The sequence below is a fragment of the Nonomuraea sp. NPDC004354 genome, assembly GCF_053602555.1.
In genome coordinates this window covers 42,302-58,488 of record NZ_JBSGDV010000008.1, presented here as the reverse complement: position 1 = coordinate 58,488, position 16,187 = coordinate 42,302, and the positions used below count along the sequence as shown (strand labels likewise).

Below are 16,187 nucleotides of genomic sequence, written 5' to 3'. Positions count from 1 at the left end.
GCGGTCGCGGTGCTCGCCGGAAGCGACTGGACACCCGGTTGAACGCCTCGCAAGGCTCCTGGCGGCCTGCGCCTGAACCTAGAAGCGGTGGATGTTCCTGCAGCCCCTGGTCACGGCGTGGTTCGCGCCAGTTCTTCAAGCTGCTGGACGACCTTGTCGATCGGCGCAGAAGCGTCGATCTCGACAGTGGAGGTGGCCCTGAGCAGCGGCTCCACGTTGGCCAGGTCGCGCAGGATGGCCGCACGTTCCTCAGGGCGCTTACCGAAGGGGTTGTTGGTTCGCGTCGCGATGCGAGCAAGCATGATCTCAGCGGGAGCGCTCAGCAGTACGACGTGGTCGAATCGCGGGTAGAACCGACCCTGATTGGACTTGCAGCCGGCCACGAAGAGGGCGCCCTCACGGTGGTCGGCGAGCAGGTCGCTGATGGCCGACTCCCGCCACACCCAATCAGTGGATCCGTCCGGCAGAGTCACCCAGTGGCTCCACCGGTCGGTGTCAGTGTCGACGGCGCGATGACCTCGGGCCGCCAGCACCGCCAACGCCGTGGACTTGCCGGTGCCCGACATGCCGGTGACCAGGATCTTCGCCATCGGCCGAGACTACCGGACCGCCCTGATCTCGGTCGGCTTCGTATGACCGAGGTTGGCGATCCGACGCTCACAGGCACCCGGATGAACGCGCCCCTGAGGCCGGCTTGACCTTGTCACTGGCGTCAACGTTTACCGTCGCGACATGAACAGCTTGGATCGGGTCACCCTCCTCAAGTACGACCAGAGCTTCTTCGACGCCCTCGTGGCAAGCGATCTCGCCGTTCTGGAGGAACTGCTGGCGGACGACTTCGTCCTGGTCGGGGTCGAGGACGGGGCCGTCGCCGACAGGGGGATCCTGCTCGACCTGGTGGCCTCCGGCTCCCTCCGGTTTCCGCGGATCCACTCGTTCCCGGACGAGGCGATCGTCCGGGTCATCGGCACAGTAGGCATCGTCGTCGGGCGTACCGGCATGAACTTCACCACCTCCGACGGCGCCACGTTCAGTGCCGGAAGCCGCTACACCCACGTCTACGCCGCCGACGCCCACGGCACCTGGCGCCTCGTCTCCGCCCAGGGCACCGCGATCAAGGCTTGATCCAGACCGGGACAGCGGTCAGGGGAAAGCGACCCCTGCCGCTCGGTGAGGCGTCAGGGGCCACGGTGTGCGTCGTTGCCCCAGCCGGTGGAGGACCGCGGTCCTCCACGCGCCCCTCTCCGGTGGGACGTGGGAGCGGCCTGCGCAGCCGGGCTGCTCAACGCCGTTCAGCAACTCGGCGGCACGCTCGGCCTCGCCCTGCTCGGCACGCTGTTCCTCCGTACGGGCGCGGCCCCCACCGCCTTGTGGGCCGCCGCCGCGCGCCTGCTCGCCAACGGCCTCGCCACCGCTTTCATGATCGGAGGACGGCTCCGAGACGCTGATCAGGCGGCGGAAGAACTTCAGCAGGCGCCTCGACTGGCCGCCCACGATGCGTGGTCACTTCGGAACCCTGTCACCTGTCCGTACGGCGCAGCGGGTTGCTTGCGAACACCGCTCGACGTCGGGCCTGGGCCGGTCTGCGGCCCGTGGTCGTCGGTTCCCTCGGCGAGCCGGCCGCGCTGCTGTCGGGCGCGAGTGGTTCCCAGGTTGGGCGTCCGCGCCCGCGCGTGAGGGCCCAGGGCGTCCGCATCGCGAACGTAATCGCCGGATTTCGGCGTGACCTCAGCTCAGGTCAAAGATCGACTTCCTTTCCCAGAACGGCAACACGTAGTTGCACAGCTTGCAGATCATGAGCGCCACCGGGTTGGGAAGGTAGCCGTTCTTGTTGTCGATGCGGCCGTCCTGCCGCGTGAATTCGGTGCTGTGGCACAGCGGGCAGGTGAGCTGGGGTGTGGTCACTCTCGCGCAACGAGCGGGTGGTCATCCGAGTTCCACTACCCGGCGAACACTCCTCAGTCCGCCCCGCGTCCGCCCTCGAGGCCGATCAAGCCTCGTGGTGCGGCGGGCGACGGCGGGTAGTCGTCGACGGTCATGGAGTTGTAGAGGCGCGCGCTCTTGGTGGTGAGGCGGAGGAGGGCGCGGCTGGGCCCGGTGGGCAGGGCGGAGATCAGGCGGGCACCCTGGGCCAGCCCCCACACCCCGAGGCGGGACGTGGGGACCAGGGTCTTCGCCGCGCTCAGCGCGACCGCGCGGCTGCCGCGCACGTGCTCGGCCATCGCCCGCTCGTAGGCGGGGAAGGCGCGCTCGTGGTCACCGCCCGCCCGCGCCAGTTCCCCGGCGAGGACGTACGCGCCGACGACGGCCAGGCTGGTGCTGCCGCCGACGGCCGGGCCGGGGCAGTAGCCCGCGTCGCCGACGAGCGTCACCCTTCCCCGCGACCAGGTGTCCATGCGGAGCTGTGTGATCGAGTCGAAGTAGAACGCAGGGGCGCGGTCCAGCTCGTCCAGCCAGCGGTCCACGTCGGCGTTCATGCCCTCGAACGCGCCGCGCAGCAGCTCCTTCTGCCGGGGCACGTCGCGGTGGTGGTAGTCGAGCTCGCGCTCGCTCCGGAACAGGAACAACGCCCGCGCGTCGCCGAGGTGCCGCGCGCCGTACATGCCGGCAGTGCGGCCGACGCCGACGTGCATGTGGAGCTCGCCGTCGAGGCCGGAGACGTTGGGCAGGGTCAGCACCCCGAGGTAGGCCCCGATGAAGTCGCTGAAGCGGGACTCCTCGCCGAAGACAAGGCGGCGCACGTTGGAGTGCAGCCCGTCCGCGCCGACGACGAGGTCGAAACGGCGGGGCGCGGCGTTCTCGAACCGCACCTCTCCGCCGGGCGAGATCGCGCTGATCGAGTCGCCGAAGACGTACTCGACGTCGTCGCGCGTGGCGTCGTAGTAGATCTCGCTCAGGTCGTCGCGCATGATCTCGACGTGCCGGTCGGAGGTAGCGCTGAAGATCTTGGAGAGGTCCACCCGGACGGGACGCCGTGCGCCCTCCGGGTGGACGGTCATCCGGTTGGTGCCGGTGGCCCGCTCCTCGACGCGCGGGAGCACGCCCATCTTCTCCGAGATGTTCGTCGCGGGCCGGAACAGGTCGACCGCGTGCCCGCCCGTCTTGCGCAGCACGGGGGCCCGTTCCACGACGGTGACCTCGAAGCCGTATCTCGTGAGCCAGTAGGCCAGCACCGGACCGGCGACGCTGGCACCGGAGACGAGAATCCGCATGGCACCTTTCCTTGTCATTCAGTCCACCCGTACGGCGTGGATCGCGGTGAAGGCCAGCAGGGGAGTGGCGGTCCGCAACGGATCCTCAAGCAGGGGCGAGTGCCCGAGACCGGGCAGCAACTCGACCTTCGCGCCCGGAACGGCGCGGTAGTCGGAGGCGGATGAGGATCGCCATCTGCGGTCGTCCTCACCGAAGATCACCAGGAGCGGCTTGCCCAGGACCGCCAGCCGATCCGGGAGCGCCCGCTGCTCCATGTAATGGCGGGTGGCCTGCATCGTCGTGGTGAGCGTGTGGTAGGTCATGGCGCGCGCGTCGTCCAGGAGCTCTTGTGGGATCTGGTAGCCCGCACGGCTGAAACCGGTGCTCGCGAACTGGCGGAGCTGCTCGTCGGTCGGCGGCCACTGCGAGGCTGCGAATGCGGCGGACTCCGGTGCGATGAAGGCGTCCAGGCTGGGGCCGGTGTTGATGAGCGCGAGCGCGGTCACCAGGTCGGGCCGCTGTTCGGCGAGGGCGGTGGCGACCGCGCCGCCGCTGGAATGGCCGACGACCACGGTGTGCTCGACGCCGAGCAGGTCCAGGGCCGCGCCGACCCTGCGTGCCTGGTCCGGGAGGGCGTAGCTGCGGTCGGCCGGTTTGGCCGACCGGCCGTGCCCGAGCAGGTCGATCCGGATGACGCGGTGAGATCCGGTCAGCAGCTGAACCATCGGGTCCCACGATCGGGTCGAGGAGGCGGACCCGTGGATGAGCAGGAGTGCGGGGGCGTCGCGGGGGCCGTCCTGGCACACGTGGATGTCGCCGTCGTCCATCGGCAGGGTCGAAATCTGGGTGGCCTCGGCGCCGCCGGTCACGTACGGTCCGCCGTCAGAAGCAGTCATGAGTCCACTGTCGCCGCCGGTACGCGCCGGAGGATTGGACAAATGTTCCCCTCCGTCGGCTCGCTAGCATGGGACGGTGCGGACGTTCGTACACGATGCGGCTGTGTGGGGCGTCGCGTGCCCGCGGCGGCCCAGCCGGGTGGCAGGTGTCAGCATGGCCGGGTTCCGTGTCCGTGACCTGGACGCGCTCCGGCTGGTCCCGCACCCGGCCGTGACGCTGCTGGTGGAGTTCGGCGCCGGTTCGCCCGTCGTGGACGATACGGCCGGGCGGCAGCAGCGGGGAAGTGTCGTGGCCGGGCCCGGGGTCGGGTCCGGAGGCGCGGTCTGGGCGCGGGGTGAGAACGTCGAGTGCGTGCAGGTGCGCCTGTCCCCGGTGATCGCACGCGCGGTGCTGGGCGTCTCCCCCGCCGAGCTCGACGGCACCGTGGTGGCCCTCGATGACCTGTGGGGCCGGGAGGTGTCCCGGATCCGTGAGCGACTGGGTGATGTCTCGTCGTGGCAGGATCGCTTCGCGTTGATGGACGCGCTGCTCGCCCGCCGGCATGAGGCGGGGCCGCCGGTGGACCCGGAGGCGGCCTGGGCCTGGCACCGGATCGTCGGCAGCCGTGGCCTGGCCCGGGTCGACGGACTCGCGGCCGAGGTCGGGTGGAGCCGTAAGCGGCTGTGGTCCCGGTTCCGGTCGCAGCTCGGCCTGCCGCCCAAGCGCGCCGTGAAGCTGGTCCGCTTCGACCATGCCGCCCACCGCCTGGTCGCGGGTGAAGCCGCGGCCCAAGTCGCGGCCGACACCGGCTACGCCGACCAGTCCCACCTGCATCGGGACGTCATGGCGTTCACCGGGGCGACCCCCGCGACCGTGGCCGGTGAGCCGTTTCTCGCCGTTGACGACATCGCATGGCCCAGCCGCGGAACACCCGACAGCCTCACGTCTCCAGGGATCTCCGGCTCGGTCGCCGGCCGGAGATGAGACGTAGACCAGCTGTCCCGCATGGTCAAGGACCGGCGGCGGGACTCGGCATGGTCGGCACCCGGCAAGCGGCCTTGATCGGCCCCGCCGGGACGACTAGCCTGATCGCCGTGCTGCCGGAAGGCGCGGCCGAGGCGATCGCGTCCCGCGGAAAGGACCCCGACCACGCCGCCATGGAGTTGGGGACTGACTGACGATGAGCGCGGAAGAGGATTTCCAGCAGGTCGGCGCCGAGCTGGCCGACCTGGGTGTACGGATCTCCAGGATGATGGGGAGTCCCGCGCTCAAAGATCAGGCGGGGAAGGTGTTCGCGAGCCTGCAGCGCGACGGCGCGATGGTGTTCCGGCTGGTCAGGGACACCCCCGAACACGCAGCCGCACTCCAGCTGGCCGGGGCGTCCCTGTTCGACCCCTCGGGCCGGGGCAGGGTGGTGAAGGACTGGGTCGTCGTGCCCCACTCCTCGGCCGAGAAATGGACGGATCTGGCCGAGGCCGCCCTCAGCCGCCCACGCTGACGGGGCGGTCAGAGATCCAGGTCGGAGCCGCCGAAGCGGTCTTCGAGGAACCTGCCCTGGTCGCGCAGAGCCTGCTCGTCACCCCGGTACACCGACTCGGCGACCTTGCGGAGCTGGGCGTCCAGCAGGTCGAGTTGGGCCAGCAACTCCTCGTGGGCGCTGCGCTGCCGCTCGCCGCGCCGCGTGAGCGCGTACGAGCGGGGCAGGTTGGCGTAGGCCTCCAGGCTTGACGGCAGGTAGTCCCTGATCGTCTGCGACACGATGTGCAGGTGGTCGGGGGAGGAGGTGAGCGCGTCCGCGCGGCGCAGGATGTCGCGCAGTACCTCGGCGAGCTCGGCGACCTCGGTCGCCACGTCGTCGGGGAAACGGTTCCGGCCGACCTTGGCCAGCAGCGTGTCCAGGTCGGCGAACAGCTGCCGGCTCTCCACCTCCGCGTGCGAGATCGTCAGCTTCACCCGGTCCGCCGGGGCGAGCAACGCCCCGACGCCGTACAGCCCGGCCACCACCACCGGCCAGTACGCCCCGGCCACCCCGAGGAACACCAGCACCACGCCGATCAGCGCCAGAGCGCATCCGGCGATGTTCTTCGTGGATCCGGCATAGGCGAGGACCCGGGCGGCCGGGCTACTGGTAGCCACGGATCTCCTTGAAGGCCGCCGTCAGCGATCCCGAGCGGGCGTCGAATGTCGCACCACCCGTGAGCTGCGCGACCTGATTCATTTCCGCCACGTCGCTGTCACCGAAGAGCACGACGAAGGCCGGGAACTTCACCTGCAGAGAGCGGTAGTACGAGGCGAAGTCGTCGTAGGAGCTGCCGTCCGTGTTCTCGCCGTCTGTCATCAGCACGATCGAGGTGAAGTCCGCGGACGGCGACGACCTCGCCTGCTCGTAGGCGGCGCGCAAACTGTCGAAGATCGCCGTACCGCCCGTGGTCCGCAGCGCCTCGCCGTACGAGCGGATCTGCCGGAGCACGGGGTCGGCGTTCCGCTCGGGCAGCGTGAACGTGCGCGGCTCCCCGGGCGTCGAGTTGAACGGGATCATCGTGACCGTCTCGCGGTTGCGGAAACGTGAGAACGTCCCGCTCACGGAGGTGTCGGCTCCGGCCAGCGCGGTCAGCGCCTGCTTCAGCGCATCGAGGCGATCACCCTCCATCGATCCGGAGGTGTCCAGCACGAAGAGGGTCCTTGAGGGCCTGCGCACCTGGTTGAGGTAGACGCCGATGAGCTCGTCGGCGGCGCTGCGCCGGTTGGGGAACGGCAGCTCCACCAGGGACGCCGATCCGAAGCGCTGGTCGGGCCGCACCTCCGGCACGAACGGCCGCCGGTAGGTCGTCGTCATGATCTCGCGCTGGATCTCGGGCTCGCGCAGCCAGGCGGCGAGCTTCCCGTACAGCGCCTTCTTCTCCGCTCCGGCCGAGTTCAGCAGCGTGAGCGGGTAGTCGGCCGTCACGACGCCGTCGGTCGGGTAGATCAGCGTGAGCGGCTCCTTGAGCTTGCCCGAGGCGTTGAGACCGAGAAGCACGGACTCGTAGTTCACCAGACCGTCCACCGTGCCCTGTTTGATGTACGCGTCGGCGAGCCAGCCGGAGGAGCCCGCGGTGAGCGTCTGCGCTGAGAAGAACTCCGTCAGCTTCGGCGTCGCCGCGTCGATCTGGGCCTGGTCCAGGGCCTCCCCGGCATCCGAGAGTGCGGCGGTCACGCCGACCAGCGCGGAGAATCCGGAGTTGGAGGCGGCCGGGCTGGTCATGCCGAAGGTGAACTTGTGGGCGCGAGCGGCGGCGGCGATGTCGTTCCAGGTCACGGGTTCGGTGTCCCAGCCGAGCTCGCGGGCCTTCGACTGCTTCAGGCCGAGCAGGACCGGCGAGGCCATGACCTTGGTCTGGGTCGACAGCCGCGCGGTCGCCCCTTCGATGAGCGACAGGTAGCGGTTGGAGGAGAACCAGGTCGCGTCGTACGTGCCGTCCGCGCCGCCGCTCCCCACCTGCTCCGCTCCGTCGACGGTCCCGGAGTACGACAGCGCGACCCGCACGCCGACGGCCTCCTGCGCCCGTTCGAGCAGCGGCTCGAGGTCCTTGATCTCGCTGCCTGCGAGGACGCGGAGCACGTCGGGGCCGTTCACGGGCTCGGAGGGGGAGCCCGAACCGCCGCAGGCCGCCGACACGACGAGCAGGGCGATCACGGCAAGCGCCCGCCCGGCCGGTCGCAGCGTGAGCACTCGGGAGGCGGTGGCACGCGTGGCGGCGTAGTCCGGCCTTCTCACCCGGGGAGCCCCTGAACCTGCGCCGGGGGTCTGCTTTCTCATCGGGGGAGGGCCTGTTCGTCGCCGCACTGGGAGCGCTCCAGGTATGTACGGGCGTGGTCGAGTTCGACGGTCAGGTTGTCGACCGTGATCGCCATGTTCTCCACGGCCTGAGCCTTGAACGTGTCGATCGTGTCCATGGTGGCGTAGATGTTGTCGAACGCCTTGCGCAGCGCGTCCATGCCGACCGTGGTGGAGGCCGCCTGCGTCTGGATGTCCGCGGCCTGGGTGCGCAGCATTTCGCTGGTCGCCACGATCAGATCCGACGTGGTCGTGTTGAGGGCGGCGATCTGGTCGAGCACCAGCTTCTGGTTGGCCAGCGCCTGCGCGACGGTCACCGCGGTGCGCAGCGCGGCGATCGTCGTCGTGGTCGCGCGGTCCACACCCTTGATCAGCTCGTGGTTGTTCTTGCGGATCAGGTCGAGGGCGAGGTAGCCCTGAGCGGAGACCGCGAGCTGGGTCAGCAGGTCCTGGTGCTTCTGCCGGATGCCGAAGAGCGCGTCCGAGCGCAGCGCGGTCGCCTTCTCCGAGTCGGCAGTCTCCATCCGCATGATCTGTGCTTCGACCGCGGAGTCGAGGGCGGCGGCGAGCAGGGCGTACTCCTGGAGCTTGGTCATCGACTCCCAGAGGTTGGCCTTCTCGCCCTCGATGGCCGCGTTGTCCTTCAGAAGCTCGTCCTGCCCGGACTTCAGGGCACGGATGATGTCGTCGATGTGCTGTTGAGCCGACTGATACTTCGCGAAATAGTCGCGCAGCCTGTCGCCGAACGGGATCATGCCCAGCAGCTTCCTGCCGGGGCCCGACGCCTGCTTGGGGTCGAGGTCGACGATCGTGCGGCGCAGCGCGAGCAGCTGGCCCGCCACCGCCACCTGCGCGTCCTTGCCCTCACCCCTGGCTGACGCGAGCGCCGCCACGGGACGCCGCAGCATGCGGTTGGCGACCTGGGACGACGCCCGGATCTCCGAGTCGCCCATCGAGGTGATGTCGTGCACCTTGCGGGTGAACTCGGGGGAGCGGGGGTCCAGCTCGCTGAGCTCCTCAGCGAAGCCCTTGGCCTTCTCGGCCAGCTCGTCGCTGCGCCCCTCGGATATGGGCAGCATGGTAGCCGCCTTCTCCACAGGCACCTTGGCCACGGGTTCGGGCGGGCTGAGGACGAGATCGCTCACGTGGTGTCTCCTGCGGGCAGTAGTGAAGGCGGGGTCACGGGGTGGGGGAGGGGGCCGCGCCGGACCGGTACAGCTTCTCGACCTCGGTGATCATGCTCTCCAGTCGCTCGTAGGCGGGAGGCTCGACCACGTCGATCAAGCTGGACGGCAGCGGTGCCCTGGTCTTCGCCACCATGTCGCCGAACGCCTTGGGGGCGGCGGTGCGGAAGCCGTAGGCCGCGGCGAGGCGCCCGAGTTCCGGGTCCTCCTGCAGCAGGCGGCCCACCTCGGTGCCCTGGGCGCTGAGCGGTACGAGAGTGTGCTTGCTCAGGACCGTCGGCGAGGGGTACAGCAGCCGCATGTCAGGGCGGATCGAACCGTCGCCGGCGAAGAGACGGGAGGCGTACTGCGCTTCGTAGATCATGACCATGGGCGTCTTGCCGATGCCCTGGGACAGGTAGTCCTCGAACGGCGCCTCGCTGGAGGTCTCGGAGTAGCCCTGGTCGAGGAAGAGCGGCGCGACTTCCTCGGCCACCTCGGAGACCTGCGCGTTGGAGCTCACCACGTCGTCGCCGTTGGCCACGTAGCCGGCTATGGAGAGATACATCGCCGCGGAGTTCGACGTGCGGATGTCGGTGGTGGTGAGCAGCACCCTCTTGCGCGCGGGGTAGGCGGTGTTGCCAGGGAGCCTGTCCCACCGGGTCCCCTCCGCCACCAGGTCCAGATATTTCTTGATATCGAGGAGCTGGTATCCCTGACCGGAATCCCGGACGACTCCCGCCTTGGCGAGGACGTCCACGATCGGCTCGAAGGTGGCGACCGCCATCGGGGAGGAGAACGGCGCGAACGTGCGGGCGGCGCCGTGGTCGCGTTTGATCTTCTCGGCGGCCGGCACGCTCGACGGGAACGCGAAGCCGTACTTCTTCGGGTCCACCGAGGCCGCGATCTGGCGCGATCCGGCGGTGTCGACCTCGACCCGCAGGCCGTGCCCGGCGAAGACGGCCTGTACTCGCCGGTCGTCGAAGAAGGGCTTCTTCTCCGACCCGATCACCCCGCGGACAAGGGTGAGGTCTTCCTTCTCGGCGCCGCCTCCGCCGCGGTCGCCCACCACGATCGCCACCACCACGGCGGCACCGAGGAGCAGCGCCAGCCCGACGCCGATCCATCGCTTCATTTGGTTCCCCAATAACTCACCCCGTATCGCCGCATACCGGCGCTCCCTATCGGATTATGTGAGATACCAGGGTTGTTGGCGGCGACTCACGTATAACGCGTTGACAATTAAGCTCCTGTTCACGGAAAGGTCACCAGGTGATTGACTGAACGGTTCGCTAAACGGCCATACTTCATGAAAATGGGATGATTGACGCGATGGCGGGCGGGTACTCGATCGGTCGCCATCGATACCCCGAAAATCCGCGTCGGTGAATTCGCTGATGCGCCGATTTCTTCGCGGCGCCGACGGGGCCGCCAACCTGAAGAGCGCCACACCCTACGCCGTCCAGACCGTGGTCCATGGGGAGTCCCATGTTGCTTCTCCACCAGCGGTGATGGGTTCGTCTGGAACCCATCACCGCGTAAGTGTCAGGCGCCGCTGATCGCCTTGTCGGAGCGCAATGTCTCGGTCCGGCTCTGCAGGAACGTGCGCAGGGTCCGCGCCTCGACGTCGACCTTGGCGGTGTCGGCCCTCTCGTTCAGCTTGTAGGAGGCGACGAGGTCGTCGAGCAGGCCGGAGGCAGCGCCGTTGCCCAGGAACTGGGCGTACAGAGCGCGGTACTGCTCCTCGTAGAGCTTCTTGAAGGCGGCGTTCTTGAGGAACTTCTCCTTCAAGGGATGGCTCATGCGCATCATGCCACCGCCGCCTGGACGCCCCTGCTCGCCGCCTTCGGGTGGGTTGAAGCCCTGAGGCGCCCGGCCCTGCTGCTGGTTCTGCTGGGGACGGCCCCGGCCGAAGCCCCCCATCCCGATCGTGTCGTTCACGCCGCTCGTGGCGTCGCCGTTGAACGCGAGGTTGAGGTCCCATGTGATGACCTTGAACTTCTTGGTGCCGGAGTCGTACCACAGGTAGTAGTTCTTGCCGGGCCCGGCCATGTCGTCGAAGTTGACCATGATGTGCTGCAGGGCCAGGTAGCGGGCGAACGACTCCACGTCCAGGCGGTCGGCGAGGCCCTTGGCGAACTCGGTGTCGGAGGCTTCGTTCACCCATTTGACCAGGTTGATGACCGGCTGCAGGTCCTTGCCGCCGACCTTGTTGATCTGCTTGAAATCGGTGGTGTACTCCGTCTGGTCCTCGCCTTTGTAGGTGAAGGAGCCGCTGGCCAGCGACTTGTACAGCACGCCGTCGCCGAGATTCTCCGCGTAGCCCTCGTCCAGGTACTCCACCACCAGGCGCGGGGTCGAGGAGCGGCCGTTGACGGTGAAGGAACTGTAGGCGGAGCGCTGGGTCGGCTCGCCGGCGGCGCCTACCAGCGCGATGCCCAGTGCTTCGTTCAGCATCGTCGTCGAGCCCATCGCGGCGGGCCGTACGGCCACCTGGCTGTGGCCCTGGTAGCGGCGGCCGTCCACGAACTCGTCGAGGCTGATCAGCCACGGCAGGTTCTCCGGCTCCTCAGCCTTCAGGGTTGACCGCATCATGCCGCCTCCGGGAGGCCCGCCGTTGCCCTGCTGCCCATCGCCGGGCGGTTGAAAGCCCTCGGGCGGCTCGAAGCCTTCGGGCGGCTGGAAGCCCTCGGGCGCGCCTTCCGGCCGCCGACCGCCGCCGGGCATGGCGCGCTGCTTGGACTGACCCTTCCAGGTCAGTCCCCCCAGGGTGGAGTTGCCCTTGAGCCGGACACCCACGCTGGGGATGCGGGTGCCGTCGACGGTCAGGTCCGCCTCGACGTACTTCTTCTCGCCTTCCTTGAAGTACTCGGTCAGCATGTCCTCGTACGCCTGGTCGGTGAAGGTGAGCGTCACCTCGTGCGCCACGGAGGCGTCGAACAGGTCCTTGGTGCCGGTCAGGTTCGTGGTGACGGTGTCGGCCTGGGCGGCCTGGGAGGTGGTGACGTACGGGCGGATCGTCCCGCTGCCGAACACGCCCCAGCAGGCCGCCGGGAACGCCACGCACAGCGCGACCAGCTTCCAGTTGTGCCGGAGTTTGACCGGGATGCGGTGCTTGAGTTGCTTGGACTGCGTCATGTGCCGGGCCTACAGGTCGGTCTGGTCGTATCCGGTCAGGACGGTGACCGACTGGCCGTGGTTGCGCTCGCGCAGGGCGGCGATGACGTCGGCGGGCTCGCTGCCCTCCTTGATCTTGACCGTGTACATGAGCTCCGTGAGCGCGCCCGCCCTGATCGACTCCATGCTGACCAGCTGGAACTCGTCGGTGTGCCGGATGAGCACGTCCTGGATCGGGGCGGTGAAGTCCTCGTCCGACGGAACCTGGACCTTGACGACCTGGCGCCGCACGTTCAGCGCGAACCAGTTGAACCGGTGCATGGCCACGATGATCAGCGAGATCGCCACGGCGGCCACGATCGCGAGCAGGTAGAAGCGGGTGCCGACGGCCATGCCGACGCCCATCACCAGGAAGATGAACCCGACGTCGCGGGTCTCCTTGATGGCGTTACGGAAGCGCACCACCGACAGGGCGCCGACGAGGGCGAAGGCACGGGCGATGTTCGAGCCGACGACCAGCATGATGAGCGAGATCAGCATGCCGAGGATGACCAGTGTCTGCACGTACGACTGGCTGTAGGAGACGTTGCGGTGCGTCGCCCGGTAGACCCAGCCGATCATCGCGCTGAGCACGAACGACAGGGCCATCGCGATCGCGATGTCGGCCACGCTGAACGTGCCGGACAGGTCCTGGAAGGAGAAGTCCATGGGGGTCAGGCCTCCGAGAGGATGGTCGACCTGTCGCGGCCGAGATCGAGATCGTGGTCAGGAACATGGAAGATCGAACGCGGGACCAGCCCGTGGGCCTCCACGCTCTGGCAGTACTTGGAGACCCGTACCACCTGCAGGTTCCGCTTGGCGGTCAGGTCGGTCAGCCAGTACGGCACGCGGTCGTTGGCCTTGACCTCCACGATCGACTTGCGGGCGGGGACGATGAGCCGGTTGTCGGTGTCGGCGCCGAGGTGGAAGTCCCGGTCCCGGCCGCGGATGCGGTGGTCGAAGGTGACGCGCAGGCCGACGTCGGCGTCGCGGCCCATGTAGGCGTGCCGCTGGTAGCCGGTCATCGCGACGGGCCGCAGGTCCAGGCGGAGCACGAGGTCGAGCACCTCTTCCAGGAAGGCCCGCTGGGAAGGGCCGTGCTCGACCATCTGCCGTCCGTCGCACAGGCGCAGCGCGTCCCGGTACGGCAGGCGTACCCGGCGCTTCTGCGTGACCCGGTTGACCCGCTGCTTGATCTCGATGAACACCGGCGTGTCGTCCTTCACGGTGAACCGGTCGCCGTAGTGGCGCACCCGCAGCTTCCTGCGGAATTTCAAACCTTCGATCTTTTCCCAGTAGAAGCGCAGTTGCCGGGTGTCGTAGTAGACGCTCCAGACGCCGTAGCCCGTGTCGCCGCTGTGACGGTCGCGATCGAGGCGCTGCTCGATCTCCTCCCGGAGCGCGGCCGCCTCGGACACGTCCACGAGGTATTTGATCTCGTATCGGTTGAAGGCGTGCAGCTTGCTCGGGGCCCGCAGCCGGTGACCTTGGTCACCGTCCATCTCCGCGCCGGACACTGGCTGATCGCCGCTGCCAGCTGGGGAGACGGCTGGTTGACGGAACCTTTTCAGCATGTCCCTCCTTTCGTCGGCACACATCTGACAGCACGAAGCTGGGAATAATGTGTGAATCGCGTCCGACGTGAAGGCGAACGGCCGGTGTTCTCAGGCGTCCTGAGGCTCCTCAAGCGGTAGAACGACGCGGAAGGTGGTGCCGCGGCCTGGAGTGCTCGTCACCTCGATCCGGCCGCCGTGCGCCTGCACGAGCGCCGCGGCGATGGCCAGGCCCAGGCCCGTTCCGCCGCTGTCGCGGGAGCGGCCCGCGTCGGCCCGGTAGAAGCGGTCGAACAGGTGCGGCAGGTGCTCGGGGTCGATGCCCTGCCCTTCGTCGCATACCTCGATCAGCGCGGCTTTGACATGGGGGACGGGTCCGGTTCCGGCGTGCACGACCCCGGACGCGGGAACCCCGGCGACCGCGCGCGGGCCGATTCTGACCTGTATCTCCGCACCTGAAGGGGTGTGCTGGATGGCGTTGCCGACCAGGTTGGCGATGACCTGGTGCAGCCGGTGTTCGTCGCCGAGCACGAACACCGGCTCGTCGGAGACGATCAGCCGGATCGGCCGCTCGCGGTCGCGGGCCCGGGCGGCGTGCACCACGTCCCCGGCCAGCACGTGCAGGTCGACGATGGTGGGTTCCAGCGCGGGCTCCTGGTCCATCCTGGCCAGCAGCAGCATGTCCTCCACCAGCACACCCATGCGTGCGGCCTCGGCCTCGATCCTGCGCAGCAGCCGCTCGGCCGCCGGGTCCCTGGAACCTTGGCCGTGCTGGTAGAGCTCGGCGAAGCCCCGGATGGAGGTGAGCGGCGTGCGTAGTTCGTGGGAGGCATCGGCGACGAAATGACGCAAGCGCCGTTCGGAGCGTTCGAACTCGCGCAGCGCGGTCGCCAGGCGCTCCAGCATGATGTTGAGCGCCCTGCCGAGCCGTCCCGTCTCGGTGTTCGGGTCGGTGTCGTTGACCCGGCGGTCGATGTCGCCGCCCGCGATGGCCTCGGCGGTGCGCTCCATGCGGGTGAGCGGGCGCAGCCCCAGCCGTACCACGGCGAGAGCGAGGGCACCGAGCAGCAGCAGCACCAGGCCGCCCACCGCGACCTCGATGATCAGGATCTGGTGCACGGTCGCCCGGTTGGGCTCCAGCGACATCGACACCGCCACCCGGGCGCCGTCAGGCAGGATCTTCACCAGCACGCGCCACTGGTCCGGCCCCGTCCTGGCGGACACGTCGACGGGACCTCGGGGGACCGCGGAGATCACCGAGGCGGGAATGGCCGGCCCGTCGGCTGTTTCGAGGGGCAGGCTGCGCAGCAGGTTGCCGGAGGGGGTGTAGAACGCGATCCTGAACTGCGTCGGGAGCTCGGCGCCCCGGCTCACGTCGACCGGCGGCGGAGGAGGTACCGGGCGCCTGCCGAAGGTGGCGGCCACCTCGGTCAGCTGAGCGTCCATCTTGGCCTGCAGCGAGTGACCGAGGAGCAGCAGGCTCGCCGTGGCGAAGGCCGCCAGGCCGGCCGCGCACAGGCCGAGCAGCGCGGCCAGCAACCGATGCCGCAGGGGCCAGGCCGGTCTCACGAAGGCCCCTGCAGCCGGTAACCCACACCGCGCAGCGTGTGGATGAGCGGCGGGCCCACGGCGTCGATCTTTCGCCGCAGATAGCTGATGTAGGACTCGACGATCCTGCTCTCGCCGTCGAAGTCGTAGTCCCACACGCGGTCGAGGATCTGCCCCTTGCTGACCACCCGTTCGGCGTTGATCATCAGGTATCTCAGCAGGCTGAACTCGGTTGGCGACAGGTGGATCGCCCGCCCGGCCCGCCGCACGGTGTGGGCCTGCTCGTCGAGCTCCAGGTCCGCGTAGCGCAGCACGCCGTCGTCGCTCTGCTCCTCCGCCGGACGCGTTCTGCGCATGATCGCGCGCAGCCGCAGCACCACCTCCTCCAGGTTGAAGGGCTTGGTCACATAGTCGTCGCCACCGGCGGTCAGTCCCGCGATCCGGTCGGACACCGCGTCCTTGGCGGTCAGGAAGAGCACCATGGGGCTGTCACCGGCCTGGCGCAGCCTGCGCGCGACCGCGAACCCGTCCAGGCCGGGCATCATCACGTCCAGTACGACGATGTCGGGCCGCTCCCTGGCCACCGCTTCCAGCGCCTGGCGGCCGTCCGCGACGGTCCGTACGGCGAAGCCGTTCAGTTCCAGAGCCTCCGACAGCAGCTCGCGAATGTTCGGCTCGTCATCGACGACCAGCACTTTCGCGGAAGGTTGTTCGTTCACGACATCGTTCTACGTGCTCGCGGTGAGAGAAAGGTGTGAGTCGGCGCCCACGGGTTCCCGCGGGCGCCGACTCATGATGGTAGCGAGCCCTGGCGGCGTGCTTGGTGAACCAACGCAGCAGGGCAGGCGCTTGATGGGGGATCGACACCCGTCGGGCCTGGTC

At 68.8% G+C, this 16,187-nt stretch carries 16 protein-coding genes; 3 read left to right on the top strand and 13 right to left on the bottom strand.

The annotated features are described in order from the left end of the window. Positions 1–110: 110 nt before the first annotated feature. Complete coding sequence (locus ACWENQ_RS22890; protein WP_452415989.1) at positions 111–590, bottom strand: AAA family ATPase; 480 nt, start codon at positions 588–590, stop codon at positions 111–113. A 142-nt stretch (positions 591–732) separates the two neighbouring features. On the opposite strand from ACWENQ_RS22890, the gene ACWENQ_RS22885 reads away from it, so the two are divergent. Continuing rightward, positions 733–1,125: a nuclear transport factor 2 family protein gene (locus ACWENQ_RS22885; protein WP_354908692.1), complete on the top strand. Its 393-nt coding sequence runs from the start codon at positions 733–735 to the stop codon at positions 1,123–1,125. A gap of 603 nt (positions 1,126–1,728) precedes the next feature. Here ACWENQ_RS22885 and ACWENQ_RS22880 read toward each other — a convergent pair. From ACWENQ_RS22880 to ACWENQ_RS22870, 3 genes are read right to left on the bottom strand one after another with little or no spacing between them, the layout of a single operon-like run. Further along, positions 1,729–1,905, bottom strand: coding sequence for a hypothetical protein (locus ACWENQ_RS22880; RefSeq protein ID WP_449923240.1), 177 nt, complete (start codon positions 1,903–1,905; stop codon positions 1,729–1,731). 53 nt (positions 1,906–1,958) lie between these two features. Then, a complete protein-coding gene (locus tag ACWENQ_RS22875; RefSeq protein WP_452415987.1) occupies positions 1,959–3,212 on the bottom strand; it encodes an FAD-dependent monooxygenase in 1,254 nt (417 codons plus the stop codon). 18 nt (positions 3,213–3,230) lie between these two features. Further along, the gene (locus ACWENQ_RS22870; protein WP_452415986.1) at positions 3,231–4,088 is read right to left on the bottom strand and encodes an alpha/beta fold hydrolase; all 858 of its coding nucleotides are present in this window, start codon (positions 4,086–4,088) and stop codon (positions 3,231–3,233) included. 154 nt (positions 4,089–4,242) lie between these two features. Between ACWENQ_RS22870 and ACWENQ_RS22865 the strand changes: the two genes are divergently transcribed. Next, positions 4,243–5,052, top strand: a complete 810-nt coding sequence (locus tag ACWENQ_RS22865) for a helix-turn-helix domain-containing protein (RefSeq protein ID WP_452415985.1) — start codon at positions 4,243–4,245, stop codon at positions 5,050–5,052. 196 nt (positions 5,053–5,248) lie between these two features. Further along, on the top strand, positions 5,249–5,566 hold the full coding sequence (locus ACWENQ_RS22860; protein WP_449923228.1) for a hypothetical protein: 318 nt from the start codon (positions 5,249–5,251) through the stop codon (positions 5,564–5,566). Between the two features lie 8 nt (positions 5,567–5,574). On the opposite strand, the gene ACWENQ_RS22855 is transcribed toward ACWENQ_RS22860, so the two are convergent. The 9 genes from ACWENQ_RS22855 to ACWENQ_RS22815 form a co-directional block, all read right to left on the bottom strand. Further along, positions 5,575–6,204, bottom strand: a complete 630-nt coding sequence (locus ACWENQ_RS22855; RefSeq protein WP_452415983.1) for a hypothetical protein — start codon at positions 6,202–6,204, stop codon at positions 5,575–5,577. Continuing rightward, positions 6,191–7,825: an extracellular solute-binding protein gene (locus tag ACWENQ_RS22850; RefSeq protein ID WP_452415981.1), complete on the bottom strand. Its 1,635-nt coding sequence runs from the start codon at positions 7,823–7,825 to the stop codon at positions 6,191–6,193. Before ACWENQ_RS22850 ends, ACWENQ_RS22855 begins: the two co-directional genes overlap by 14 nt. Positions 7,826–7,863: 38 nt before the next feature. Beyond that, on the bottom strand, positions 7,864–9,030 hold the full coding sequence (locus tag ACWENQ_RS22845) for a toxic anion resistance protein (RefSeq protein WP_452415979.1): 1,167 nt from the start codon (positions 9,028–9,030) through the stop codon (positions 7,864–7,866). A 34-nt stretch (positions 9,031–9,064) separates the two neighbouring features. Further along, positions 9,065–10,183: a hypothetical protein gene (locus ACWENQ_RS22840; protein ID WP_452415978.1), complete on the bottom strand. Its 1,119-nt coding sequence runs from the start codon at positions 10,181–10,183 to the stop codon at positions 9,065–9,067. A gap of 410 nt (positions 10,184–10,593) precedes the next feature. Continuing rightward, complete coding sequence (locus ACWENQ_RS22835; RefSeq protein WP_452415976.1) at positions 10,594–12,186, bottom strand: CotH kinase family protein; 1,593 nt, start codon at positions 12,184–12,186, stop codon at positions 10,594–10,596. Between the two features lie 9 nt (positions 12,187–12,195). Further along, positions 12,196–12,873, bottom strand: a complete 678-nt coding sequence (locus ACWENQ_RS22830) for a DUF4956 domain-containing protein (protein WP_452415974.1) — start codon at positions 12,871–12,873, stop codon at positions 12,196–12,198. A 5-nt stretch (positions 12,874–12,878) separates the two neighbouring features. Then, positions 12,879–13,706 (bottom strand): VTC domain-containing protein, encoded by an 828-nt coding sequence (locus ACWENQ_RS22825; RefSeq protein WP_452415973.1) that lies wholly within the window; start codon positions 13,704–13,706, stop codon positions 12,879–12,881. A 162-nt stretch (positions 13,707–13,868) separates the two neighbouring features. Next, positions 13,869–15,326 carry a sensor histidine kinase gene (locus tag ACWENQ_RS22820; protein WP_452415971.1) on the bottom strand — a complete coding sequence of 486 codons (1,458 nt, stop codon included), beginning with the start codon at positions 15,324–15,326 and terminating at the stop codon, positions 13,869–13,871. Then, a complete protein-coding gene (locus ACWENQ_RS22815) occupies positions 15,323–16,024 on the bottom strand; it encodes a response regulator transcription factor (RefSeq protein ID WP_452415969.1) in 702 nt (233 codons plus the stop codon). The genes ACWENQ_RS22820 and ACWENQ_RS22815 overlap by 4 nt, the downstream gene beginning before the upstream one ends. Between the last annotated feature and the right edge of the window lie 163 nt (positions 16,025–16,187).